General features: G+C 68.6%; 26 protein-coding genes. 17 read left to right on the top strand and 9 right to left on the bottom strand.

Annotated features, from left to right (window positions below):
- Positions 1-8: 8 nt before the first annotated feature.
- Positions 9-218 carry a hypothetical protein gene (locus AB0J16_RS44260; protein WP_357951066.1) on the top strand — a complete coding sequence of 70 codons (210 nt, stop codon included), beginning with the start codon at positions 9-11 and terminating at the stop codon, positions 216-218.
- A complete protein-coding gene (locus tag AB0J16_RS44265) occupies positions 218-442 on the top strand; it encodes a type II toxin-antitoxin system HicA family toxin (protein WP_357951068.1) in 225 nt (74 codons plus the stop codon). Before AB0J16_RS44260 ends, AB0J16_RS44265 begins: the two co-directional genes overlap by 1 nt.
- A gap of 175 nt (positions 443-617) precedes the next feature.
- Here AB0J16_RS44265 and AB0J16_RS44270 read toward each other — a convergent pair whose 3' ends face one another.
- Entirely contained in the window at positions 618-1,217 is a 600-nt protein-coding gene (locus AB0J16_RS44270) for a hypothetical protein (RefSeq protein ID WP_358551400.1), read from the bottom strand.
- 60 nt (positions 1,218-1,277) lie between these two features.
- Complete coding sequence (locus tag AB0J16_RS44275) at positions 1,278-2,081, bottom strand: LLM class F420-dependent oxidoreductase (RefSeq protein WP_358551402.1); 804 nt, start codon at positions 2,079-2,081, stop codon at positions 1,278-1,280.
- Between the two features lie 399 nt (positions 2,082-2,480).
- Between AB0J16_RS44275 and ctaD the strand changes: the two genes are divergently transcribed.
- The 8 genes from ctaD (at position 2,481) to AB0J16_RS44315 (ending at position 11,774) form a co-directional block, all read left to right on the top strand.
- Positions 2,481-4,235, top strand: coding sequence for a cytochrome c oxidase subunit I (ctaD, locus tag AB0J16_RS44280; protein ID WP_358551404.1), 1,755 nt, complete (start codon positions 2,481-2,483; stop codon positions 4,233-4,235).
- Between the two features lie 173 nt (positions 4,236-4,408).
- Positions 4,409-4,642, top strand: a complete 234-nt coding sequence (locus AB0J16_RS44285; protein ID WP_357951079.1) for a hypothetical protein — start codon at positions 4,409-4,411, stop codon at positions 4,640-4,642.
- Positions 4,643-4,648: 6 nt separating this feature from the next.
- On the top strand, positions 4,649-6,385 hold the full coding sequence (gene frdA / locus AB0J16_RS44290) for a fumarate reductase (quinol) flavoprotein subunit (RefSeq protein WP_358551406.1): 1,737 nt from the start codon (positions 4,649-4,651) through the stop codon (positions 6,383-6,385).
- Positions 6,378-7,139 (top strand): succinate dehydrogenase iron-sulfur subunit, encoded by a 762-nt coding sequence (gene sdhB / locus AB0J16_RS44295; protein WP_357951084.1) that lies wholly within the window; start codon positions 6,378-6,380, stop codon positions 7,137-7,139. The genes frdA and sdhB overlap by 8 nt, the downstream gene beginning before the upstream one ends.
- Positions 7,136-7,546 (top strand): hypothetical protein, encoded by a 411-nt coding sequence (locus AB0J16_RS44300; protein WP_358551408.1) that lies wholly within the window; start codon positions 7,136-7,138, stop codon positions 7,544-7,546. The genes sdhB and AB0J16_RS44300 overlap by 4 nt, the downstream gene beginning before the upstream one ends.
- Positions 7,543-7,884, top strand: coding sequence for a fumarate reductase subunit FrdD (frdD, locus tag AB0J16_RS44305; protein ID WP_357951090.1), 342 nt, complete (start codon positions 7,543-7,545; stop codon positions 7,882-7,884). Before AB0J16_RS44300 ends, frdD begins: the two co-directional genes overlap by 4 nt.
- A 113-nt stretch (positions 7,885-7,997) precedes the next feature.
- Positions 7,998-10,742, top strand: coding sequence for an immune inhibitor A domain-containing protein (locus tag AB0J16_RS44310; protein WP_358551410.1), 2,745 nt, complete (start codon positions 7,998-8,000; stop codon positions 10,740-10,742).
- Between the two features lie 93 nt (positions 10,743-10,835).
- Entirely contained in the window at positions 10,836-11,774 is a 939-nt protein-coding gene (locus tag AB0J16_RS44315) for a diacylglycerol kinase family protein (protein ID WP_358551412.1), read from the top strand.
- A 10-nt stretch (positions 11,775-11,784) separates the two neighbouring features.
- On the opposite strand, the gene AB0J16_RS44320 is transcribed toward AB0J16_RS44315, so the two are convergent.
- The 5 genes from AB0J16_RS44320 to AB0J16_RS44340 form a co-directional block, all read right to left on the bottom strand.
- The gene (locus AB0J16_RS44320; RefSeq protein ID WP_358551414.1) at positions 11,785-12,165 is read right to left on the bottom strand and encodes a VOC family protein; all 381 of its coding nucleotides are present in this window, start codon (positions 12,163-12,165) and stop codon (positions 11,785-11,787) included.
- On the bottom strand, positions 12,146-12,967 hold the full coding sequence (locus AB0J16_RS44325; RefSeq protein WP_358551416.1) for an SWIM zinc finger family protein: 822 nt from the start codon (positions 12,965-12,967) through the stop codon (positions 12,146-12,148). Before AB0J16_RS44325 ends, AB0J16_RS44320 begins: the two co-directional genes overlap by 20 nt.
- A 1-nt stretch (position 12,968) precedes the next feature.
- The gene (locus AB0J16_RS44330) at positions 12,969-16,283 is read right to left on the bottom strand and encodes a DEAD/DEAH box helicase (protein WP_358551418.1); all 3,315 of its coding nucleotides are present in this window, start codon (positions 16,281-16,283) and stop codon (positions 12,969-12,971) included.
- An 18-nt stretch (positions 16,284-16,301) separates the two neighbouring features.
- Positions 16,302-16,967, bottom strand: a complete 666-nt coding sequence (locus AB0J16_RS44335; protein WP_358551420.1) for a Uma2 family endonuclease — start codon at positions 16,965-16,967, stop codon at positions 16,302-16,304.
- A gap of 69 nt (positions 16,968-17,036) precedes the next feature.
- A complete protein-coding gene (locus AB0J16_RS44340) occupies positions 17,037-17,702 on the bottom strand; it encodes a Uma2 family endonuclease (protein WP_358551422.1) in 666 nt (221 codons plus the stop codon).
- A gap of 75 nt (positions 17,703-17,777) precedes the next feature.
- Here AB0J16_RS44340 and AB0J16_RS44345 point away from each other — a divergent pair, with 75 nt between their 5' ends.
- The 7 genes from AB0J16_RS44345 to AB0J16_RS44375 are packed head-to-tail and all read left to right on the top strand — an operon-like array spanning position 17,778 to position 21,568.
- Entirely contained in the window at positions 17,778-18,566 is a 789-nt protein-coding gene (locus AB0J16_RS44345; RefSeq protein ID WP_358551424.1) for a methyltransferase domain-containing protein, read from the top strand.
- A gap of 42 nt (positions 18,567-18,608) precedes the next feature.
- Positions 18,609-18,773, top strand: coding sequence for a hypothetical protein (locus AB0J16_RS44350; protein ID WP_357951111.1), 165 nt, complete (start codon positions 18,609-18,611; stop codon positions 18,771-18,773).
- Positions 18,774-18,821: 48 nt separating this feature from the next.
- Positions 18,822-19,202, top strand: a complete 381-nt coding sequence (locus tag AB0J16_RS44355; protein WP_358551426.1) for a phage holin family protein — start codon at positions 18,822-18,824, stop codon at positions 19,200-19,202.
- On the top strand, positions 19,199-19,951 hold the full coding sequence (locus AB0J16_RS44360) for a DUF3618 domain-containing protein (protein WP_358551428.1): 753 nt from the start codon (positions 19,199-19,201) through the stop codon (positions 19,949-19,951). The genes AB0J16_RS44355 and AB0J16_RS44360 overlap by 4 nt, the downstream gene beginning before the upstream one ends.
- A 25-nt stretch (positions 19,952-19,976) precedes the next feature.
- A complete protein-coding gene (locus AB0J16_RS44365; protein ID WP_358551430.1) occupies positions 19,977-20,417 on the top strand; it encodes a protease inhibitor I42 family protein in 441 nt (146 codons plus the stop codon).
- 29 nt (positions 20,418-20,446) lie between these two features.
- Positions 20,447-21,145 (top strand): DUF1838 family protein, encoded by a 699-nt coding sequence (locus AB0J16_RS44370; protein WP_358551432.1) that lies wholly within the window; start codon positions 20,447-20,449, stop codon positions 21,143-21,145.
- Between the two features lie 9 nt (positions 21,146-21,154).
- Positions 21,155-21,568: an HIT family protein gene (locus tag AB0J16_RS44375; protein ID WP_358551434.1), complete on the top strand. Its 414-nt coding sequence runs from the start codon at positions 21,155-21,157 to the stop codon at positions 21,566-21,568.
- Here AB0J16_RS44375 and AB0J16_RS44380 read toward each other — a convergent pair.
- Entirely contained in the window at positions 21,546-22,772 is a 1,227-nt protein-coding gene (locus AB0J16_RS44380) for an OFA family MFS transporter (protein WP_358551436.1), read from the bottom strand. The two genes, AB0J16_RS44375 and AB0J16_RS44380, sit on opposite strands and share 23 nt — an antisense overlap.
- Positions 22,769-24,958 carry an FdhF/YdeP family oxidoreductase gene (locus tag AB0J16_RS44385; protein ID WP_358551438.1) on the bottom strand — a complete coding sequence of 730 codons (2,190 nt, stop codon included), beginning with the start codon at positions 24,956-24,958 and terminating at the stop codon, positions 22,769-22,771. The genes AB0J16_RS44380 and AB0J16_RS44385 overlap by 4 nt, the downstream gene beginning before the upstream one ends.
- Positions 24,959-24,967 lie beyond the last annotated feature (9 nt).

Genomic DNA, 24,967 nt, shown 5'->3' on the forward strand with positions numbered 1-24,967 from the left:
ATGGAGTCATGAGCGGGACCCAACATGTGCCGTACGTTCTCGAACGGGATGAGGACGGAGTGTGGTGCGCCAGTGCCCAGCTTCGTCCGGGAGTTGGGGCGGTCGGCGACGGTTCTACAGCAGAGGCTGCGGTGGAGGACCTACGTGAAGCGCTGATCGCGCTGATCGAGGAGGTCGGCCTGTCACCCGAGGTGACCGTGACGGTGAACGTCGCCTGATGCCGCCTGTTCCATCGATCACCGGCGCCCAGGCCGTCCGGGCCCTGGAGAAGGCCGGGTTCAGCGTCGCGCGCATCCGCGGCAGTCACCAGATCCTTCGCCATGACGACGGACGCACAGTGAGTGTTCCCGTCCATCATGGCCGGGATCTTCCCAAAGGGACCTTGCGGAACATCCTGTCCCTCGTGGGAATCAGCGCGGACGATCTGGCCGATCTCCTTTAGTACGGAGTGCCCTGGTCTCGATTCCTCGACCTGACGGCCCCCATATGCGCCTTGATGGCTGCGCTCACAGCACAGGAGCGGACAACGGGTGACGTCAGCGTCCTGCCGGCGGGGGTAGGCATGCAACACGTCGAAGGACCAGGATCTTCCTTGAAGTGACTGTTGGCCAGGACGTTCAGCAACTGCCGATGCGGCAGAGCTTGGCGGCCATCTTCGTCGCGTCCGACTGGTGCTTGGCCAGGGTGCTGATGGCCGGGGTGTCGTTGTGCATGTCCCAATAAATGGCTACGGCCGCGCCCTTGCGGACCGCGATGAACTGCTGGGTCTGGGGTACGGGATTGGACTTCGTCGACTTGGTGGCCCTCGCGGCGCCCACCGAGTCGTCGCCGATTTTCGGGTCGATTGCCTTGACGAGTTTGCCGCACTTGGTCAGGCGGGTGCGGAACTCGGTCATCAGTTTCTCCGCGGCGCTTGCCTTCGCGAAGAGGAGGACCTGTTCGCCGCGTTCGGCGCTGGTCTTCTCACCGCCGCCCATGTGCGGGTCATAGGTGAGGTCGCGGCGGGCGATCCAGTCCTTTTTGAGCTTGGCGTTCGAGCACTCGATGTTTTCCACCTCGATCAGGTTGTCGTTCTGGGAGAGAAGCCAGTGTTCGTGCTTGGTGTCCTTGCGGGCCTCCTTTTCGTACAGGAGGAAGTTCTTCGGGATCGACGGAGCCGCCAGGGCGGCCGCCGGCGGGAACAGCAGGGCGGCAACCAGGGCGCTGCCGGTCAGCAAGGTGATCTTCTTTATGTTCATGCGGAGTTGGATGCCGGGGAGCGGGGAAAGGTTCGGGACTTATGTGAGGAATTCGGCTGGGGCGTTTCGTTGGATGAAAGATTCCAGCTCGGGCAAGGACAGGCCCGGTGGGGTGGCCACGATGAGGCGGTCCACGCCCAGTTCCGCGTACGACCTCACGGTGGCGGGGTCGAGGCGGCGGGCGGGGGTGACTGAGATGTGCAGGGGCTTCGTCGACACGGCCCTGAGCGACTCCAGTTGGTCGGCTGTGGCGCGTAGGCCCAGCATCCAGCCGTACCAGCCGTCGGCCAGTGTGGCGGCTCGGCGGTGGGCCGCCGGTGAGTGGCCGCCGATGACGACGGGGACCGGGCGCTGCAGGGGGCGGGGGTGGGCGTCTACGTCCTTGAAGGAGACGTGCCGGCCGTCGAAGGCGGGTTTCTCGTCCTGCCAGAGGGAGCGGATGGCCGCTAGGTACTCCTCCAGGCGGGAGCCGCGGTCGGACATCGGGACGCCCAAGGCGCGGAGTTCGGGCTCCAGGTAGCCGGCGCCCACGCCGAAGATCAGGCGGCTGCCGCTGAGGACATCCACGCTGGCCAGTTGCTTGGCGAGGATCAGCGGGTCGCGCTGGGGGAGTACGACGCAGCCGGTGGCCAGCAGGATGCGCTCGGTGTGGGCGGCCAGGAAGGCCAGCGAGACCACGGCGTCCAGGAGCGGCGCGTCCGGTTCGAGGGGGGCGGAGTCCACTCGCGGGCTGGGGAGGACGATGTGGTCGGCGGTCCACAGCGACTCGTAGCCCAGGCTTTCGGCCAGCCTTGCCACGCGGGCCGCGCCCTGGCGGTCCGCGGCTGCGAAGCCGTTCGGCATATGAAGGCCGATGGAGGGCCCGGTGGCGGGTCCCACGGAAGCTGCGGGGGAGGGTCCCACGGAAGCTGCGGGGGAGGGTCCCACGGAAGCTGCGGGGGAGGGTCCCACGGAAGGTCCGGTGAGAGGTCCCACGGAAGGTCCGGTGGGAGGTCCCACGGACGGGCCAGTGGAGGGTGGGGTGGGGGACATATTGGGAAACGTTACGGGGGGTCGAGGGTGGTCCACCAGCGACGATCTCGCATGGAATCCATGCGCCGCGTGCATGCCATATGGACCGAAAAAGGGGCGTCAGGCAAAGACGTGTGCGGCGAATGTTGAAAATTGCTTCCCGTATGGCGATCGTTGGCGTGGAATTGGAGGATTGGGGGCAGAGCACACTCCGCAAAGGAGGGAGCACTCGTGACGACTGTTCGCGAGACCTCGATCGAGCAGGTCAGACGCCGGCGCACCGGGAAGATCATTGTGTCCTGGCTGTCGACGACCGATCACAAGGTCATCGGCTATCTCTATCTGATCACCTCGTTCGGGTTCTTCCTCGTCGCGGGCATTATGGCCATGGTGATCAGGGCCGAATTGGTACAGCCCGGGATGCAGATCGTGAGCCAGCAGCTCTACAACCAGCTGTTCACCATGCACGGCACGATCATGCTGCTGTTGTTCGCCACGCCGCTGTTCGCGGGATTCGCCAATGTGATCATGCCCTTGCAGATCGGCGCTCCTGACGTCGCGTTTCCCAGGCTCAACGCGGTGGCGTACTGGATGTTCCTGTTCGGCGGGCTGATCGTGCTGGCCGGGTTCGTCTCGCCGGGCGGGGCCGCCGAATTCGGGTGGTTCGCTTACACGCCGCTCTCCACCGCCACCTTCACGCCGCACATCGGCGGCGATCTGTGGATCATGGGGCTCGCGTTGTCGGGCCTCGGTACGATTCTCGGCTCCGTCAATTTCATCACCACGATCATCGGGTTGCGGGCCCCCGGAATGACGATGTTCCGGATGCCGCTGTTCACCTGGAACACCCTGCTGACCAGCATGCTCGTCCTCATGGCATTCCCTGTGCTGGCCGCCGCGCTGCTCGTGCTCGAATCGGACCGTAAGTTCGGTACGCACGTCTTCGACCCGGCCAACGGTGGGGCGTTGATCTGGCAGCACCTGTTCTGGTTCTTCGGGCATCCCGAGGTGTACATCATCGCGCTGCCGTTCTTCGGGATCATCACCGAGGTGATCCCGGTGTTCAGCCGCAAACCGATTTTCGGATATGGCGGGCTGGTCGGGGCGACGATCGCGATCGCCGGACTGTCGATGACCGTGTGGGCGCACCACATGTTCCCCACCGGTCAGGTGCTGCTGCCGTTCTTCTCGTTCATGACGTTCCTCATCGCGGTGCCGACAGGGGTGAAGTTCTTCAACTGGATCGGCACGATGTGGCGGGGGCATCTCTCTTTCGAGACGCCGATGCTGTTCGCGGTCGGGTTTCTCGTGACGTTCCTGCTGGGTGGCCTGACCGGGGTCATTCTGGCCTCGCCGCCGCTCGACTTCCACATCAGCGACACGTATTTCGTGGTGGCGCACTTCCATTACGTGGTGTTCGGGACCGTGGTGTTCGCCATGTTCTCGGGGTTCTACTTCTGGTGGCCGAAGATGACCGGGCGGATGCTCGACGACCGGCTGGGGAAAGTGCATTTCTGGACGCTGTTCATCGGGTTCCACACCACGTTCCTGATCCAGCACTGGCTCGGGGCGATGGGCATGCCCCGGCGGTACGCCGACTACAGCGCGGCCGACGGCTTCACCGGGATGAACGAGATCTCCTCCATCGGGGCATTCCTGCTCGGCGCTTCGACGTTGCCGTTCCTCTACAACGTCTGGAAGACCGCCAGGCGGGCGCCCAAGGTGACGCTCGACGACCCGTGGGGCTACGGCAACAGCCTGGAGTGGGCCACCTCATGTCCACCGCCTCGGCACAACTTCACCTTCCTCCCGCCCATCCGGTCCGAACGGCCCGCGTTCGACCTGCACTATCCGCCGTTGCCGAAGGAAGTGCCCGGGGAAGAACTGGATGAGGGGGCTAAGGAGGCTGATGAGGGCGCTAAGGAAGTGGAGAGCGAAGGGGGTGGAGGGGAAGGCTCGGAAGAGACCGAGGAGAAGCCCGGCTGACCGGCCTCTGCCGTAAAGCCGCCCGAAGGAGCCCGAAGACAGCTCGAAAGCCGCCCGAAAGCAGCTCGACGGCAGCCAGAGGCCATCCGAAAGCCGCCCAAACCGGGCCTTCTCCGAAGAAGGCCGGGGTGCTTGTGTGGAGATGACGTTTCGCCCATCTAAGGAGATCGGCGATGACCGGCACGAAGACTCCCTTCACCCCCGAGACGGCCCCCTGCGGCAAGAAGTCCGCCGGCGAGCGCCTCGTCGACGATGACGGCTACGGCCTGGTGATCCGCGACCAGCTCTTCGACTGCGGCTGCCGCAGGATCCGCCACGAGTACCACGACGGCAGCATCCACCTCTCCGCCATCCGCCATGACGGCAAGCGGGTGAAGGACCCGATACAACCCGACCACGGGAGCTGATCGCACATGATCGACGTGCTCATCGTCGGAGGAGGCGGAGCGGGTCTGCGCGCGGCCATCGCGGTCGCCGAGACGGACCCCGCGCTCACGGTGGCGGTCGTGTCGAAGGTCTATCCGATGCGCAGCCACACGGTCTCCGCAGAAGGCGGCGCCGCCGCGGTGATCGGCGTCGGCGACACGCTCGACGAGCACTGCTACGACACGATCTCCGGCGGCGACTGGCTCTGCGACCAGGACGCGGTCGAGGCGTTCGTGGAGGAGGCGCCCCGGGAGCTGATCCAGCTGGAGCACTGGGGCTGCCCGTGGAGCCGCGAGCCGGACGGCCGGGTGGCCGTCCGGCCGTTCGGCGGGATGAAGCGGATGCGCACCTGGTACGCGGCCGACAAGACCGGTTTCCACCTACTCCACACCTTGTTCCAAACAACGCTGAAATATCGGGACATCGTGCGGTACGACGAGTGGTACGTCACCAAGCTCGTCGTCGACGACGGCCGGGTCCACGGCGTCGTGGCCGTCGAAATCAGGACAGGCCGCATCGAGACCATCGCCGCCAGGACCGTCATCCTGGCCACCGGCGGCTGCGGCCGGGTCTTCCCCTTCACCACGAACGCCGCGATCAAGACCGGCGACGGCATGGCCCTGGCCTACCGGGCGGGCGCGCCGCTGAAGGACATGGAGTTCGTCCAGTACCACCCGACCGGCCTGCCGTTCACCGGCATCCTCATCACCGAGGCGGCCAGGGCGGAAGGCGGCTGGCTGATCAACAAGGACGGCTACCGCTACCTCCAGGACTACGACCTGGGCAAACCCACGCCGACCCCCAAGCTGCGCAGCATGGAGCTGGGCCCGCGCGACCGCCTCTCCCAGGCGTTCGTGCACGAACAGCAGCTCGGCCGCACGGTCGACACCCCGTACGGACCGGTCGTCTACCTGGACCTGCGCCACCTCGGCGAGGGCAAGATCGAGGCCCGCATCCCGTTCGTCCGCGAGCTGTGCAAGAGCTACCAGAACCTCGACCCGGCGACCGACCTCATCCCGGTCCGCCCGGTCGTGCACTACATGATGGGCGGCGTCCACACCGACCTCGACGGCGCCACTCCGGTCGCCGGGCTGTTCGCGGCGGGTGAGACCGCGTGCGTCAGCATCAACGGCGCCAACCGGCTCGGCTCGAACTCGCTCCCGGAGATCCTCGTGTTCGGCAGGAGGGCGGGCCTGGCCGCCGCGAGGTTCGCGAAAGAGCACAAAGAGCAGGGCGAGCCCCAGGCCGTACGGACACAGGGGGACGACGAGCGGCGGCGGCTGGAGCGCGCGCGAGACGCCTCGGGCAAGGGCGAGCGGATCGCCGACCTGCGCGAGGAGATGCAGCACACGCTGGAGGGTGCGGCCGGGATCTACCGGACCGGCGGCGTGCTCGCCAGGGCCGTCGACACCCTCGCCGAGCTGCGCGAACGCGCGGCAGAGGCGCGCGTCGACGACTCCAGCACGACGTTCAACACCGAGCTGATCAACCTGCAGGAGCTGCACACCATGCTCGACGTCGCGCAGGCCATCGTCGCCTGCGCGCTCAACCGGAAGGAGTCGCGCGGCGCGCACCAGCGCACCGACTTCTCCGCCAGGGACGACAGCACCTATCTCGCGCACTCGCTGGTGCACCGCGCGCCCGACGGCACGCCGTCGGTCGGCCTGCTGCCCGTGACGATCACCCGCTGGCCTCCGGGGGAAAGGGTCTATGGACGTGACTGACACCGAAGAGTCCGTACGGCAGGCCGCGGCCACCCGCACGATCCGGCTGGAGATCGCCCGCTACCGGCCGGGTCAGGACAGCGAGCCGGTGTTCCAGGGCTACGACGTGCCGCTGACGGCCGACTGGGCGGTGCTCGACGGCCTGAACTACGTCAAGGACCGCCTCGACGGCAGCCTGTCGTTCCGCTGGTCGTGCCGGATGGGCATCTGCGGCTCGTGCGGCATGACCGTCAACGGCGAGCCCCGGCTGACCTGCGGGACCTTCCTCACCGAGTACGGCGACGGGCCGATCAGGATCGAGCCGCTCAAGGGCTTCCCGGTGATCAGGGACCTGGTCGTGGACATCGACGACTTCCTGGCCAAGCTGTCGTCGGTGCGGCCGTGGCTCATCAGGGAGGGCGAGGAACTGCCGCTGACCACGGAGTACGCGCAGACGCCCGAGCAGCTCGACGCCTACAAGCAGTACAGCATGTGCATCAACTGCATGCTCTGCTACTCGGCCTGCCCGGTGTACGTGCTCAACCCCGACTTCCTCGGCCCGGCCGCGATCGCGCTGGCGCAGCGCTACAACCTCGACTCCCGGGACATGGGCGACCGCTTCGACGTGCTCAACCTGGAGGAGGCGGTCTGGGGCTGTACGTTCGTCGGGGAGTGCACGCGGGTCTGTCCCAAGCACGTGGACCCGGCCGAGGCGATCCAGCGCGGCAAGCTGACCGCCGCCCTGCGCTCGGTACTGCCCTGGAGCAAGCGATGACCAGACCGCCCGGGAGGGAGCGAGCGACGAGCACGTACCGGCCGCCGCGGGACGCGTTCTGGTTCGCCCGTACCCGCAACTACACGATCTTCGTCCTGCGCGAGCTGACCAGCGTGCTGGTCGCGTGGACGATCGTCTTCCTGCTCCTGCTGGTCGGCGCCCTGCTGGGCGGCACCTTCCAGGACTTCACCGCCCTGGCCGCCCAGCCCTGGATGATCGCCGTCAACGTGGTGGCCCTGGTCGCGACCGTCTTCCACGCCGTCACGTTCCTCAACCTGGCCCCGAAGGCCACCGTGGTCCGGCTCGACGGCTGGCGGGTGCCCGCCTGGATGATCCAGGGCGGCAACCATTCGGCGTGGCTGGCCCTGTCCGTCCTGATCGCCTACTTCATCCTGAGGTCACCGTGAAGCGGACACTGGAGCCGTACCTGTGGCTGCTCTTCAGCGGCGGGGGAGTGGCCGCCGCGCTGCTGCTGCCGGTGCTGGTCCTGCTGTTCGGCGTGCTCATGCCGCTCGGTGTGATCGACTGGCCGACCGTCGCGCATCTGCGCGCGCTCCTGGGCAACGTCCTCGTACGGCTCGCGCTGCTCGTGGTCATCGTGCTCTGCCTGTTCCACGCCGCGCACCGGATCCGGTTCACCAGCGAGGAGCTGTTCGGCATCGCCCGGTACGACTCGCTGATCGCGGTGCTCTGCTACGGCGGGGCGATCGTGGGTGGTGTGACTGGGGCGCTGCTTTTGTTCTAGTTTCATCACATTTCAACTGGGCTCTTTACGTTTGCTTTACCCACCCTCTAAATTCCGGCATTGCACACCCTGTGGCCATGCGCCCGGCGATCCCGGGCAGAGAGGGTTACTCAGTGCCCAGCACAAAGCGTCTGTTAGCCGCATTACCCGCGGTCGCCCTCCTCGGCGCCGCGTTGACGGTCCCCGCCGCCCCCGCCTCTGCCGCCAGGTACGAGCCGGGCGCGTCCGACTTCTACATCAACTATGCGCCGCCCCGCGTCGAAGAGACGCCCGACGAGCCTCTCCTGCCCAACCAGAAGGCCCGCTCGCTCAGCCCGGCGCAGAAGGTCGACAGGAAGTTCACCAGCGGTAACCCGGCCGCCGCCCGTGTGCTCGCGGCCCGCGAGAACGAGGCGATCAAGACCGGTCGCAACCCCGCCGACTTCATCTTCAAGAAGTCCAAGCAGACCCGCGTCGCCAAGCTGCTGACCGTCCTGGTCGAGTTCAACGACCAGGCCAACGACGACTTCTCCGGCTACAACCGCCTGCGCACGGTCGACAGCGCGCCTGACGACTGCGTGGTCGAGCCGGCGGGCACGGTCAAGAACGGCCCGCTGCACAACAACATCCCCGACCCCGCGACGTTGCCGCACAAGGACAACAACAGCTTCTGGGTCAAGGACTTCAGCACCTCGCACTTCAACACGATGCTCTACACCGACAAGGGCATCACCCAGCGCGTACGTCCCGACTTGAAGGACCCGCGCGACGGCCGTCCCGGCATCGACATCTCCGGCTTCACCATGAAGAAGATGTACGAGGAGATGTCCAAGGGCGCCTACTCGGTCACCGGTTCCGCGGTCGGCTGGATCAAGGCGCCGCACTCCGAGGCCTGGTACGGCGCGGCGGCCTGCGGTGGCGCTCCCCAGGACATGACCGGCAGCCCGGACAACCCGCTCGGCGCGGGCCAGCTCGCCATCGACACGGTGGACGCCCTGGCCAAGAGCCAGCCCAACTTCCCGTGGGCCGACTACGACGTCGAGGACGTCTCCGACGTCGACGGTGACGGCAACTTCAGCGAGCCCGACGGCGTCATCGACCACCTGGTCATGGTGCACGCGGGCAAGGACAAGTCGTCCGACGGCGGCGCCGAGGGCACGTACGCGATCTGGGCGCACTCCAGCGCGGTGGCCGGCGGCTACAAGATCCCCGGCAGCGACAAGAAGATCTCCAACTACATCGTGCAGCCGGAGGACTCCGGTGTCGGCGTCTTCGCCCACGAGTACGGCCACGACCTCGGTCTGCCCGACCTGTACGACACCTCGGGCCAGGCCAGCTCCGCCGTCGACTTCTGGGACCTGATGTCGAGCGGCTCGCACTCAGGTCCGATCTTCCAGTCCATGCCGACCCACATGGGTCTGTGGGACAAGTGGGTGCTCGGCTGGGCGAACCCGAAGACGTTCAACCCGGGCGACGCCGCCAAGCTGGTCACCGTCGGACAGTCGTCGCGGACGCCCAAGCTCACCCAGGACGGCGTCCGGGTGAACCTGGCCTCCACGCCGTTGAAGATGGTCGACCCGCACAGCGGCGCCAACGCCTGGTGGTCCGGGCTGGACCAGGAATGGGCGGACGTCAAGCTGACCCGTGACGTGGCGGTGCCCGCCGGGACCGACCTGCGGTTCTGGATGTGGAACAACTACGAGATCGAGCAGGACTGGGACTTCGGCTTCGTCGAGGTCTCGACCGACGGCGGCGAGACCTGGGCCCAGCAGAAGGTCTACGACGAGGCGGGCAACGAGGTCAGCACGCCCGACGGCTACCCGGACCCGAACAAGAACCTCAAGACGTTCGGCAACAAGAAGTACGGGCTCACCGGCAACACCAACGGCTGGCGGCACGACTACGTCAACCTGAACGCGTTCGCCGGTAAGACGATCAAGCTGCGCCTCGCGTACAACACCGACGCGGCCTTCACCCCGCGCGGCTGGCACGCCGACGACTTCCAGCTCACCAACGGCGGCACCGCCGTGTGGAGCGACGACGTCGAAGGCGGCGAGAACGGCTGGAAGGCCATCGGCGGCACGCACACCAACACGAGCGGCCAGGGCTGGACGATCAACAACGGCTCGCGCGAGGTGTCCCGCTTCTACCTGGCCGAGTGGCGCAACTTCGACGGCTTCGACAAGGGCCTGCAGTACGCCTACGACACCAACTACTCCCGCGACGGGGCGTGGAAGGTGGAGAAGGTCAAGTACAACGCCCCCGGCCTGCTGGTGTGGTACCGCGACTCGACGTTCACCAACAACTCGCTGTCCAACAACCTCGATCTCCAGCCGAGCATCGGGTCGAAGGGCAGCCTGCTGGTCGTGGACTCGCACTTCGATCCGCTGCGCCGCACCGGCACCGCGGCGACCAAGGACCCGTCGCGGCACAAGAACCTCGAAGGTCGCACCCAGTCGTCCAACGCGGCGTTCTCCTTCGGGAAGACGTACCCGCTCAAGGAGTGCCTGGAGGCGGCGGACGAGCCGTTCAGCGAGTACTGCACGGACATCCCGGCGCTGAAGGGCGTGCCGAACTTCACCGACGCCAAGACCTGGTACCCAGGTCTGGAACTGCAGAACGGCAGCCTGTTCTACCGCGACTTCGACGCGTCGGTGGTCGTCCCGTCCAAGGGCGACCAGCCGTACAGCACCCGCGTCGTGAACGTCGACGGAACCCCGGCCACCGAGCTGTACGGCACGGACCTGGGAGGCGGCCACGTGGCTGGCACCGGCAACCCGGGCGACGAGGGCAAGGCGCTCGGCGTCCAGTTCAAGCTGGTCTCGCCGCTGCCTGGCAATCTGGGCGCCATCGTCCAGGTGATCCCGCCGAAGAAGTAAGCAGAAGAACTGATACCGAGGGGTCGCCGGGACTATCCGGCGGCCCCTTCGGCTGGCCCCAGGGGGCGCTCCGCGCACCTACCATGGATGACCATGAGCGAATTGCGTACCAAGACCGAGCACACCGAGGCGATCCGTCAGGACCGCCGGGTGGCGGTGGTGGTCAACACTCGCTCGCGCCGGGGCCGCCGGCACTACTTCGAGGTGATCGACCAGATCCACGCCCTCGGCTTCGAGCCGCAGGCCGAGCTGTCGGTCTCCAACCCCAAGCGGCTGCGCGCCCTGCTCGACCAGGCACTCGAGACCCGGCCCGACCTGCTGATCGTCGGTGGCGGCGACGGCACACTGTCCTCGGCGGTCCGCCACGTGGCCCACCGCGACGTGGCGCTCGGCGTGCTGCCGCTGGGCACCACCAACAACTTCGCCCGCAGCCTGGGCCTGCCGCTCGACCTGGCCGGGGCGGTCGGGGTGTTCGCCACCGGCAAGGTGGCCGACATCGACCTCGGCATGGCGGGTGACCGGCCGTTCGCCAACCTGGCCAGCTTCGGCGTGTCCGTCGAGGTGGCGGGCACGGTCAAGCCGTGGCTCAAGCGCATCCTCGGCCGTCCCGCCTACCCGCTGACCGCGCTGCGGGTCCTGCCCGGCCACCGGCCGTTCCGCGCGTACATCACGGTCGACGGCACGCGCCACGAGCTGTTCACCCACCAGCTCAACATCGCCAACGGCCGCTTCCACGGCGGCTGGCAGCTGGCCAAGGACGTCAGCATCGACAACGGCATGCTGGTCGCCTACCAGCTCGGCTCGGGCAAGAAGCTGCGGCTGCTCGGCGAGACGCTGGTGCGCGCCACGACCGGCCGCTGGCGCAGCCTGGCCGGCGGGCCGTTCGTGATGGGCAGGGAGATGCTGCTGGAGACCGACCCGCCGATGGCGGCCGACGTCGACGGCGAAGTGCGCCTGCGCACCCCGATCCGGCTCCGCGTGGTGCCCAACGGGGTGCGCGTCATGGTGCCCGCCGACTTCGACGACCGTTAAGGCTTGGCGACTAGCCGCTCAGGCGTCGGCGCAGAAGACAGAACTCATTGCCTTCGGGGTCGGTCAGGACGTACCAGGACTCCTCGCCCGTCTGCCCGACGTCGGCGGGCTTGGCGCCGGCGGCCAGCAGGCGTTCGAGCTCGGCGTCCTGGTCGCGGTCGGTGGGGCTCACATCGATGTGCAGCGGCAGTTTTCCGGTACGCGGATGGTCGTCCGGGCTGAGGACGAGCGTCGGCTGGAGGCCGCCGAAGCCTTCGGCCTCAGGACCGATCTCGATGCTGCCGTCCTCGTCCCGCTCGAGAATGACGTAGTCAAGCACCTCGCACCAGAACGCGGCCAGGCGCTCGGGGTCTCGACAATCGATCACCAATTCACTGATACGGCATGCCATCCGGTGGCGATACCCCCGGTCGGCTCTCATCATGCGGGGGTTCGCCGAGGCGGCGGTACGCCGCGGCCAGCGGGTCCGCCAGATCGCGCGGCGGCGGGAAGACACGTGGCAGGAGATCGGCCGCGCCCACCGCGGTGGGACGGCGTTCGGGCCGGTGGGCGGTGGCGCCCGGGGCGTAGAAGTCGGCCAGCCGATCGGCGAACGGCACGTCCCGCACCGCGATCGGCTCCGGCTCCGGATCGGCCAGCGACCCCAGCAACCGCTCCCGGCTGCGCCCGCGCCAGGCCAGCACCAGGAACGGATCGTCGTCGAACGACTCCGCCAGCAGGTACAGCACCGCCGACAGATGCTTGCACGGCAGACCCCAGTCAGGGCACGAGCACTCCATGTCCAGGTCCCGGGGGAACAGGTCGATGCCCAGCGCGGCGAACAGCTCCTCGATCTCCGTCGGCATCTCACCGGCCAGCAGCTTCGCCCGGTAGACGGCCTGGGCCGCGATCGCCTCCTCGATGGCGGTCCAGCGCGCCTCGTCGTACGCCTCGATCTCGATCCTGATGTCGTACGGCCTGCGCCGCGAGCCCTGGACGGCCGCCGTGACCAGGCCGGGGGCGAGGTCTATCGACAGGACCTGGCCCGCGCGGGCGTATGCGCGGCCCCGGGACAGGCGGCCCTTGTCGCAGACGCGCTCCAGGATGTCGATGAAGCGCCGCGACCACCAGGTGGAGCCGATCGAACCCCGCTGAGTGCGCGCCCGCAGCCCGCCCTCGACCTTGATCGGCTTGGCGGCCTCGAACCATGCCATTTCAGCTCACCGCCTCGGCTGTCAGGCGGAAGACCTCACGCAACTCGCCGGTGGACAGGTCGGTCAGCCAGTCCTCGCCGGTGCCGACCACGCTCTCGGCCAGGGCCTTCTTGCGCTCGATCATCTCGTCCACGCGTTCCTCAAGGGTGCCCGCGCAGATGAGCTTGCGGACCTGTACGTTCTTACGCTGCCCGATGCGGAAGGCACGGTCGGTGGCCTGGTCCTCGACGGCGGGGTTCCACCAGCGGTCCACGTGGATCACGTGATTGGCCGCCGTCAGGTTGAGACCGACGCCCGCGGCCTTGAGCGACAGCAGGAACAGCATCGGCTCGTCATCATGCTGGAAACGCTCGACCAGGCGGTCGCGCGTCTTCTTGGGCAGGCCGCCGTGCAGCCAGAGCACCGGCCGGTCGAGCCGCTGCGCGAGGTAGGGCTGGAGCATCGTGCCGAACTCCGAGTATTGGGTGAACACCAGCGCCTTCTCCCCCTCGGCCACGATCTCCTCCGCGAGCTGCTCCAGCCGGGCCAGCTTGCCCGACCTGCCCGACAGGAGCGAGCCGTCCTTGAGCAGGTGGGCAGGGTGGTTGCAGACCTGCTTGAGCCTGGCCATGGCCGCCAGCACCAGGCCGCGGCGCTCGATGCCCTCGCTGTCGTCGATCCTGCCCAGCATGTCGTCGACGACGGCCTGGTAGAGGCTGGCCTGCTCGGGCGTGAGCGGGCACCACTCCTTGACCTCCATCTTCTCCGGCAGATCGGAGATGATCGACTTGTCGGTCTTGACGCGGCGCAGCACGAACGGGCCGGTCGCCCGTTTGAGCGCCCGCATGGCCTGCTCGTCCTGGCGCGCCTCGATCGGCTCCTGGAACCGGGTCCTGAACCGCGACCGCGGCCCGAGCAGCCCCGGATTGGCGAACTCCATGATCGACCAGAGCTCGGCGAGATGGTTCTCGACCGGTGTCCCGGTCAGGGCCAGCCGCGTGCCCGTGGGGATCGCCCGGACGGCCTGGGACTGCAGGGTGCCGCTGTTCTTGATCGCCTGGGCCTCGTCGCAGACCACCCGCCGCCACTCGACCTGTCGCAGCGTCTCCAGGTCCCGCTGGGCGGTGCCGTACGTGGTGATCACCAGGTCGGCGTCGCCGATCGCCTGGGCGTCCCGGCCGCTGCCGTGGTGCACATAGACCCGCAGCCCCGGCGCGAACCTGGCCGCCTCCCGCTCCCAGTTGCCCACCAGCGACATCGGGCACACCAGCAGCGTCGGCGTGTCGGCCCGCTCGTGGACGAGCAGCGCCAGCGTGGTGACCGTCTTGCCCAGCCCCATGTCGTCGGCCAGCACCCCGCCCAGCCCCAGCTCCGACAGGAAGCTCAGCCAGGCCAGCCCGCGCTCCTGATAGGGGCGCAGCGTCGCGTCCAGGCCGCTGGGCGTGGCCATCGGCAGGAGCCGCCGCTCGGCCTGGCCGGACAGCAGATCGCCGAGCACGCCGTCGGCGTCGACCTCCAGCAGCGGCAGCTCGTCGTCGCCCTGGACCACATGACGCAGCAGGTCGGCGGCGGTCAGCTCGCCGGTGCGCTCGCCCCCGACGGCTTTCAGCGCGGCCTTGAGCTGACGGTCGTCGAGCTCCACCCACTGCCCGCGGACGCGTACCAGCGGCACCTTCAGCCTGGCCAGCTCGGCCAGCTCCGCCTCACTGATCGTCTCGTCGCCGACCGCGAGGTCGATCCGGAAGTTCACCAGCTCGCGCAGCCCGAACCCCTGGGCGGTGGCCGCGCTCTGCTTCTTGGTGCGGGTGGTCAGCTTCAGCCCCAGCCTCGTACGGCCGGCCCAGCGCGGCAGCTGCACCCCGAACCCGGCGGCCTGCAGCAGCGGCGCCGCCTGCCGCAGGAACCCGAACGCGCCCGCCGTGTCCAGCTCCAGCCCGGTCGGCTCGGCGACCCGCAGAGCCCGGTCGAGGTCGGGGTACAGGCGTACGGCACGGCCCAGCCCGGCCAGCAGTTCGCGCTCCGGACTTCTGGGCAGTCCGGGCACCGGCTCGCCGCTCCACACCCGTTCGGCGCGTACGTAGAGGCTGGGATCGTCGGCGGCCTGCAACGCGATCTCCACCCGCCAGCCACGGCCATCGTCAGTGGTGGTGCCGGTGGTGCCGCGAGTGTGGTCGGCGGGGGCGGTGTCATCCAGGTTGTCGAGGTCGTCGGTAGAAGCGGGGGCGGCGCTATCCAGGCGGTCGAGGCTGAGGTCGAGGTCGTCGGCAGAGGGCGTGTGGTCGAGGTCGCCGGTGGGTTCGAGCAGGCGGAAGCACACCCTGGCGGCCCCGTCTGCGGCGGTCACGGAAGCCCGCCACTCCTCCAGCTCACGGCGCAGCTCCGGGCTGTCCGGGCAGCTGTCGTCGGCCCCGGTCAGCGCCGCCAGCCACCGCTCCTGATCCGTACGGGGGCCGGTCACGAGCGGCTCGGTGAGCGCCGCCCTGACGAGCGCGTCGGCGAACGCGTCCAGCGCCGCGCCGAGCACCTCCACGGAGGGGCGCTCGACCTCGGAGGTACGGCTGGCGGGCGGCATGGCGAGGGCGAGGTCCCGGAAGTAGGCGGCGTCGGCCCCGCTCAGCACCGCCCGCCATACGGCCCGCCCCCCGGCCTCTTCCGAGTGGGCATGGGGGATGAGCTGGGGAATGACCCGCCCCCGCCGTACGAGGTCGCGCGCGAACTCCGCCACCACGCTCCAGTGGCGTACGGTGGCGGCGCCGGGGTGTTCGGCAAGCACCCGCAGCGCGTCATCGGTGGCCGGGACGACGGCGGGCACCTCCCACAGATGCAGGCGCGGCCGGACGATCTCCGACAGGCGCCCGGCTTCGGGCGAGGCCAGCGGCTCCTTGGCGGAACCGGGCAACAGCAACCGCAGACCGCGCACGGAGCCGCCCAGCGGGACCGGAGGCAGCCGATCGGCTGGCCGCCGTTCCGTGAGGACCCCCTGCGAACCCTCGGCGGAGGAGACGTGCTCACGGAGCGTGACGGCCGGGGCAGACGCGAGCCCGAGCAGATCGCCGAGCGCGACGGCGGTCGCGGCGAACGGGTGCGGCCGCACGACGCCTCCAGCGGTCGTCCCGGTGTCCGGCCGAGCGGCTCCAGCGGTCGTCCCGGTGGCGGGCCGGGCGGTTGTCCCGGTGGTCTGGCGGGCGGCTTCCGCGCTGGTGTCGGTGGCTGGGTGGGTGGTGGCTCCGCCGGTCGTCCCGGCGATGGGCGTGCTGGCAGATTGTGAGGTGCCGTCGGTGTCCTCTGCCCAGAAGGCGAGGGCGTCTCCTGCCCAGATCCCGTGTACGACCAGCATCTCGGCAGCGTATCTCGCCTAGCGGAAGATGGGCCCGGTCTCGAGCGTGACCCCGAACGGCTCGGGCAGTGGCAGCGGCTGCCCCGCCTCGACGACGATCGAGGTGTCGTACGCGCCGTCGGACAGCCCGTGGAGCAGCCTGACTGACGGAGGGGTGGAGAAGTCGTCGAGGATCAATATCATCGGGACCCCCGCCCGCGCGTAGGCGACCGGCTTGGCTTCAAGATCGTCGTCGCGGCTGTCGGACGACACCACTTCGACGGCCATCAGCGTGCCGTATCCGTAGGCCTGGTTGCCGTCGAACTCCGGGCTCCCCGGCGGGGCGATCAGGAGGTCGGGCAGCCGTTTGTCGCCGCGCCCCGGCGGGATGTGCACCGCCCAGGACTGGTAGAACTCCCAGCCGTTCTTCCGCTTGACGTCGCAGAGCTGGTCCGCCAGCCGGTCGACCAGGACACAGTGGCGCCTCTTGGCCCTGGAGCTCACATAGACCCGCCCATCCACGATCTCCGGCCTCAGTCCTTGCCCGACGAGTCTCTCCCACACCTGTTCGCGGCGGAGCTCCTCGTCCGTGGGGCCCAGGGCGCCCCATCCAGGGCCCCACGTGGGTGCGGCGATCGGCGGGCGTTCTGGACCCGGGGCGGGGTCGTGCCCATGTGCCTTCCCGTACGTGCTGCCGGCAGGCATGGTTGTCCTTTCGCTCGCGTCATCAAGCTGTTCAGGCCCCGTACTTGCGCCCCCGGCTGGGTGCCTTGCTCAGCGGAAGATCAGGCCGGTGTCGAGCTCGACCCCGAACGGCTCCGGCAACTTCACCTGCTCGCCTTCATCCACCTTGGTCATGTTGCGATATTCGCCATCACGCGGGTCCGACAGCAGGGTGACCGATGGAGGTTCGGAGAATTCGTCGACGATCAGCATGATGGGTATGCCTGCCCGGGCGTATTCGGCGGGCTTGACTTGCAGATCGTCAGTCCGGCTGTCCTGGGAGGTGATCTCGACGGCCAGGAGCGCGCCGTGGCCGTACGCCTGGTTCTCGTCGAACTCCGGACTGCCCGGTGGTGCGACCAGCAGATCGGGAAGCCGCTTGTCGCCTCGATGGGGCGGGATGTGAACGGCCCAGGTCTGGTAGAACTTCCAGCCGTTCTCCCGCTTGACGTCGCTGAGCTGGTCTATCAATTGGTCGACCAGATCTGCATGGCGCCTCTTCGTCCAGGGGCTCACTATTATCCTTCCACAGACGATCTCGGCTCTCCAGTCCTGTTGGATAAGGGTTTGCCAGAGTTGTTCGCGCTTGAGTTCGGTCTCGGTCGGTCCGGAATGCCCCCAGCCCGGACCCCAATCCGGCGAAGGTCGGGAGTCGCAGCCGGGCTCAGGCGCGGGTGCGCGCCTGCGTGTCTTTCTGCGCGTGGTGCCGGTGGCCATGGCGGTCATCCTCTCGCTCGCGTCATCGGAAATACTACACTGCGTGACCATTGATTTACTCTATGAAAGGTCTTCATGATGGGGTTCTCAGCAGGCGAGAAACGGTGGCGCGAGCGGCTGGGCAGCCTGCGTGACGTGGTCAGGCAGGAGCTGGTGAGCCGCCAGTTGGCGGCCCATCTCCCGCCCCTTCCGGTGAGGGTGCTGGACGTGGGCTGCGGGCAGGGCACCCAGGCGCTCAGGATCGCCGCCCAGGGGCATCGGGTGACCGCGCTCGACGCGTCCAGTGATCTGCTCGGGCTGTTGAAGGAGCGGGTCGAGCCGGGGATGGCCATCGAGGTGGTGCACGCGCCCGCCGAGCGCATGGGGGAGCTGTTCGGGCCCGGGAGCTTCGACGTGGTCCTCTGTCATGGCGTGCTCATGTACTTCGACGACCCCGACCCGCTCCTGACCGCCATGGCGGCGGTGCTCGCGCCCGGTGGAGTGCTGTCGCTGCTCGTGCGCAACGGCGACGCGCTGGCCATGCGGCCCGGGATGACGGGGGACTGGGCGGCGGCCAGGGAGGCGTTCGACGCGGACGCGTACACCAACCGCCTGGGCGTCCGGGCGCGGGCCGACCGGCTCGACGACCTGACGCGGCGCCTGGCCGTACGAGGGCTGGGCGTCCGGCAGTGGTACGGCGTGCGGGTGCTCACGGACCTGGCGGCCGACGACGCGCCTCTCCCCGACGACCTGGACCTGCTGCTGGAGTGCGAGGAGCGGGCCGGGTCGAGCGATCCCTACCGGCGGGTCGCCCCTTTGATCCACGTCATCGCGCAGCCCGGCATCATCGTGCGGCCCGGCGATTCCGGCGACGCCCGACGGTGAAGATTCCCGTGACGCCCGCAGTTGAAGTTGTACAGTGAAAATATGAATCCTCCCGGATCGTGGTGCGAACGGCCCAAGCCGTCGGCTCCTTCGTGTGAGCTGCCCTCCCCGTGGAGCAAGCCCAAGCAGCCCGACAACTGGTGCGACGTTCCCAAGTCCCCGGTTCTGTCCGTCGTCGGCTTCCTGCTGCGAGCCGCCAAGCGGTGATAGAAAGCCACTTCGCTGGGTAGTCGCCTCCTCGGCAGAGGAGGCGATGTGAACGACACCCACAAGCTGGTCAACGATCTCTCCGAGCAGGTCTCCCGGCTCGTCAGGGACGAATTGCGGCTGGCGCGGCTGGAGCTCACGCGGAAGGGCAAGCGGGCGGGATTCGGCGCGGGTCTGTTCGGGGCCGCGGGAATGACCGCGTTCTTCGGCGGCGCCGCTCTGGTGACCGCCGTCATTCTGCTGCTCGCTCTGGTGATGCCCGGGTGGGCGGCTGCCGCTGTTGTGGCGGGTGTCTTGTTCGTCGTCGCCGCCGTGCTGGGTCTCATTGGCAAGAACCAGGTGAAGCAGGCCGCGCCGCTGGTGCCGGCAGAGACGATCGCCAGTGTCAAGGCCGATATCGACGTGGTCAAGGAGAGGGCTCGGCGATGAGTGAGACGGACCCCGAATTCGGCGAGCAGGGATATGACGGTTCTGGATATGACGGTTCTGGATATAGCGAGCAGCACGCTGGGGACGTGGGCGCCCGTCGGACGACGGTCGGTATGCCGACGGACCACGAGTCCGTCAACGTACCGCCGACCAGGCCGGGCGCGGTGGAGAACGCGATGAAGGCGGAGGCCGCCCGCCGGGAGCACGAGACCTTCATCCCCGAACCGCCCGTGGTGGACGAGCGCACCGAGGCGGCCGGGGCCCGGGAAGGCGAGACGGAGTCGCTGAGGGCGGAGCACGCTAACGACGAGGATGAGGAAGAGGACGACGTGCACAAAAACATCAAGGACACCCGTCAGGAACTTGGCGACACCGTGGCTGCCCTGGCCGACAAGGCGGACGTGAAGGGCCGGGCGAACGACGCGGCGGAGGCGGCGAAGGGCAAGGCCACCGAGGTGGCCGGGGTCGCCAAGGACAAGGCCGTCGAAGTGGCCGAGGTCGCCAAGGACAAGGCGGCCGCCGTGGCCGAACTGGCGAAGGACAAGGCCGTCGTAGTGGCGGACGTCGCCAAGGACAAGGCCGCCGAGGTGGCCGACAAGGTACGAGACGTCACCCCCGACCAGGTCAAGGACGCGGCCGACAAGGTCACCACGGAGGCCAGGAAGCGCCCCGTCCTGGTCATCGCCGCCGCCGGCGCCCTTGTGGCGCTGGTCCTGCGCCGGATCATGAGGCGCAACAGGAGCAAGTGAGCCCCGATCCCGATAGCCTGCCTGAGTGATTCGTCGAACGGCCGCCACCGCCCTGCTGGCCCTCCTCATGCTGGGGGCCGGCACGGGCTGCGGCGCGGGGTCGGCCGTCAGCGACTACGGCAAGGTGATCAAGGGCGCCAAGGGCTCGACCGTCACGGTGGAGGTCGGCGCGGGCCAGCGGTTCTCGCTGGCCGTGGCCGACAACGTGTCCACCGGTGACCAGTGGCGTCTCGTGGCGGTGCCCGACGCCAAGGTGGCCTCGTTCATCAGCAAGGAACACGAGAGCGCCGGCGGCGGGCCGGGCTCGGGCGGCACCAGCTACTTCGTCTTCAACGGCAAGCACCCGGGCAACACCGAGATCAGGCTGTACGACTGCTGGCGCTGCCCCAACGCCAGCGCCGGCCCGGTCGACGAGCAGAGCAAGGCACAGTCGGGCGAGGCGATCTTCGCGGTCGTCGTCAAATAGAGCACCCGTGGGGGAGACCTGTGGATTTCATGCGCGTGCGTGCCTCGGTCGACGGCGCGGAGACGATCTCGTGGTGGACCGGAGACGTCTACGGCTGGCAGCAGGACGACGGCCCGCATCACCTGTTCGGCTTCGAGGGCGTCAACGTGGCCAGGGCGGTCGAGACCGACGGCGGCTGGCAGATGCTGACCAGGGAGGCCGCGGCCTACCTCGACCCGAAGTCCCGCGAGATCCTCGACACCTGGGACAACCCGTTCACCGGGGCGTCCGTCGAGGTCCGGCACGTCTTCAACGACCCGGTCAACCAGCGCTTCGGCGCCTACCCCGTGCCCACCACCAGGCTCGGTGACCAGGTCGTCTTCAACGCCGACATCCGGCTGGCCTACCCGTCGCCGCTCAAGGTCGCCGACTATCCCGACAACTCCGCCAGTGACACCTACCGGGCGCTGGAGCTGTTCCAGTTCTTCGCCTCGGCCAAGGATCTCGACTCCGGCGAGCCGAGTGTGCCGTGCGTGTTCTCGTGGTGCCGGGTCTCGCCGTGGCTGCCGTGGATGGCCATGGGGCAGCGCCAGGGCGGGCTGGTCTACCACTGCCGCGGGCACAAGACGACCGAGGTTCCTGACCGGCTCCGCGCGCACGTGGGCGAGCACTTCCTGCACGCGCCCGAGGAGTGGTCGGCGCCCAACGTGACCAGCTGGACGGCCTTCGCGGACAAGGCCGCCCGGTAGGGTCGGCCGGTGAGCAACGACCTGTTCTGCGAGATCGTCGCGGGCGAGCGGACCGCCCACATCGTCCACTCCGACGCGGTGGTCGTCGCCTTCCTCGACGTTCGCCCGGTCTTCAAGGGCCACGTCCTGGTCGTACCGAGGCTCCATGTCGAGACCTTCGGCGACCTCGGCGACGTCGGCCCCTTCTTCGAGCGGGTCCAGCTGCTGACCCGCGCGGTCGAGGAGGGGCTGGAGGCGGCCGGTACGTTCGTCGCGATGAACAACCGCATCAGCCAGAGCGTGGCGCACCTGCACGTCCACGTGGTGCCGCGCAACCCGAAGGACGGGTTGCGCGGTTTCTTCTGGCCCCGCACCAAGTACGCCTCGGAGGAGGAGGCGCGGTCCTACGCCGAGCTGATCGCTAAAGCGCTTCCTGCGCAGTGACGACCCGCTCGGCCTTCGGCGGCCGGGTGACGAGCGGCAGCACGAGGGCCACCAGCGCGATGATCCCGATCACGGTGAACGCCGTGGTGTAGTTGTCGCCCGAGATGAGCGCCGCCGCGAGCAGCGGCCCGACGATCCCGCCGACGCTCCAGGCCACGATCATCAGCCCGTAGATGCCGCCCGCGTTGCGCAGACCGAAGAAGTCACCTGCGGTGGCGGGCATGGTGCCGAACCCGCCGCCGTAACAGAGGTAGACCACCGCCGACAGCACCGCGAACACCGCCACCTGCGAGGCGTGGCCGAGCAGCAGGAAGCAGATCCCCTGCAGGCCGAGCATCCCGGCGAAGGCGAACATCCGCCCGGTCCGCTCCGAGATCCAGCCCCAGAAGATCCGCCCGGCGCCGTTGAACAGCCCCATGACACCGGTCAGCGTGGCCGCGGCGGCCGCGGTGTAGCCGGCGATGGACGTGGCGGCCGAGCTGATCACCGAGATGAGCGCGATGCCCGCCGTCACGTTGAGGCAGAGGATGGCGGCCAGCAGATACCACTGCGGCGTACGCAGCGCCTCGCCCTGCGTGTACTCGCGCCCGCTGGCGGCGATCCGCCCCGTCGCGGCCACCTGGTAGTCGGCCGGCGGGTTGCGGAAGAAGAACGCGCCCACCAGCGTCATCACCAGATACGCCACGCCCAGCGTGAGGAACGCCTTGGTCGGCACCGCCGGGTTGGCCTCGACCAGCCGTTGCGCGACGGGCGAGGTCACCACGGCGCCGAAGCCGAAGCCGCCCACCGCGATCCCGGTGATCAGCCCGCGCTTGTCCGGGAACCACTTCTGCAGCATGGCGATAGGCACGATGTAACCGAGCCCGAGGCCGAAGCCCGCGATGACGCCGTAGCCGAGGATGAGCAGCCATAACCGCGAGTGGTCGGCGGCGAAGCCGGCCAGCAGGATGCCGAGCGAGTAGAGCACGCCGCCCGACAGGGCGACCGGTCGCGGGCCGCGTACGTCCTGGATCCGGCCGCCGATGAAGGTGCCCAGGAAGATCATGCCGATCGTCACCGAGAACGGCAGCGCGGCCTCCGCCTTGGTGAGGTCGAAGTCGCTCGCCTTGGCCTGGAGCGCCTTGGAGAACACGCTCCAGGAATAGACGGCGCCCAGCGCGAGCTGGAAGAGTACCGCGGCCGCCGCGAGTAACCAGCGATTCATCCGACCCTCACCACCGCGTTGTAGTCGGGGATGCCCGCCTGTGGCGAGCGTTTGTTCCGGTCGATGAGCACTTCGCCCTCCGGCCAGTGGACCTGCAGGTTGCCCGGCGTGACGGGGGCGCGCACGACCCGCCCGGTCAGCTCGCCGGTGTCGCTCTTCAGCCGTACCGGGTCGCCGTCCTTCAGGCCGAGCCGGTCGGCGTCGATCGGGTTCATCAGCACGGCCTCGCGGGTGGCTCCGGTCAGGGCGTCGCGCTTCTCGTACACCATCGAGTTGAACTGCTTGCCCCGGCGGGTGGTGACCACGAACGTGCCGTCGGGGCGATTCAGCGGTGGCACCTCGACCACCGAGAAGCGCGCCCGGCCGTCGGGGGTGGGGAACTTCCAGCCCGCGCAGAGCAGCGGGCCGCCGTACTGGAGGTGGTCGCCCTTGGCCTTGAGGCTCTCGATGCCCGCGTAGGTGGGGACGGATCGGGCGATGTCCTCGCGGATCTGCGGCGTGCCGGTATAGCGCACGTGTTCCGAAATTTCGGGACGTGTTAGGGCGGCCAGTTCGGTGGTGATCTTCCACTCCGGCCAGGCCTCGGGGACGCGCGGGCCGGGGATCTCGGGGGAGAAGATGATCCGCCGCTCCGTGGAGGTGGCCGTCACCCCGCCGATCATCTCGTAGCGGGTCTGGGCGGGCAGCAGGAGCACCGCGGAGCCGGGCTCCACCAGCATCTGGCTCGACAGGCAGATGTCGATGTGCACCCGCAGCGGGATCCGGGCCAGCGCCCGGCGGCAGGCGGCCGGGTCGGGCAGGACCTCCAGGAAGTTGCCGCCGCTGGAGATCAGCACGTCCAGGTCGGCCTCCAGCATCTCGGGGGCGGTGCGGCCGGGCGAGGAGGGCACCTCGAAGCCCCACAGGTCCGCGAACGTGGCGGCGTTCTCCGGGGTGACGGCCAGGCCGCCCGGCAGTGCCGTGCTGTAGGCGCCCATCTCGGCGCCGCCCTGCACGCCGCTGTGGCCGCGGATGGGCATCAGCCCGGACTTCTCCCGGCCCACAAAGCCCTTGGTGAGCCCCAGGTTGATGATCGACCGGACGTTGTCCTCGCCGAACTCGTGCTGAGTGACGCCCATCGACCACACCAGCACGGCCGTCTTCGCCTCGTGGAGCATCCTGGCCAGCTCGCGCATGTCGTCCTCCGAGGCCCCGGAGAGCGCGCTCAGCTCCTCGTACGAGCGCTTGCTCAGGGACTCGGCCAGCTCCGCGTAGCCCGCGGTGTGCGAGTCGACGAACTCGTGGTCCACCCAGTTGTTGTCGATCATCATTTTGAGCACGCCGCTGAGGAACGCGACGTCGCCGCCCACGTTCACCAGGAAGAACCGGTCGGTGATCCTGGTGCCGAAGACCGCGCTCTCGATGTTCGACGGCACCCAGTACTTGTCCATGCCGGGCTCGCGGTAGGTGTTGACCACCGCGACCTTCGTGCCCGCCTTCTTGGCGTGGTAGAGGTACTTCATCGCGACCGGCTGGTTGTTGGCCACGTTCGAGCCGATGAAGACGATCAGGTCGCTGCCGATCCAGTCCGTGTAGGAGCAGGTGGTGGCGGCCACGCCGAGCGACCCCTTCAGCGCCACGGTCGAGGGCGAGTGGCAGATCCTGGCCGCGTTGTCGATCGAGTTGCCGCCCAGCGCGCGTACGGCCTTCTGCGCGGCGAAGTAGTTCTCGTTGGGTTCGCCGCGGCTGGTCATGTAGAGGCCGAACTTGTCCGGCCCGGCCTGCCGGAGCCGGTCGGCGGCCAGGTTCAGCGCCTCGTCCCAGCCGATCCGCCGGAACCCGGCGTCGCCGCTCTCCCGCAGCATCGGGTACGGCAGCCGGCCCAGGTCGCGTAACTCCGCGCTGCTCTTGCCGGCCAGCTTCGACACGTCCGCCAGCAGGCCGCCGTCCAGCGGTGGCATCGTGTTCAGCCGCAGCAGCCGCAGGCGGATGTTGCACAGATGGACCTCGTCCATCGTCCAGTCGCGCATGCCGGTGGTGCCGAGCGCGCAGCCGTCACAGGCGCCGTCACGCAGGATCCGCCAGGCATACCGCCGTTGACCGCGGTTCTCGCGGACGGCCTTCCAGATCTCGAGGTAGTTGTTGGGCTTCTGCTCGCCGAGCCCGAATGGTTTCAGGCCGGCCCAGTTCTTCGGATCGAGGCCCATGACAGGAAC

This window comes from Nonomuraea sp. NPDC049750 (genome assembly GCF_040659625.1).
Classification (GTDB): domain Bacteria; phylum Actinomycetota; class Actinomycetes; order Streptosporangiales; family Streptosporangiaceae; genus Nonomuraea.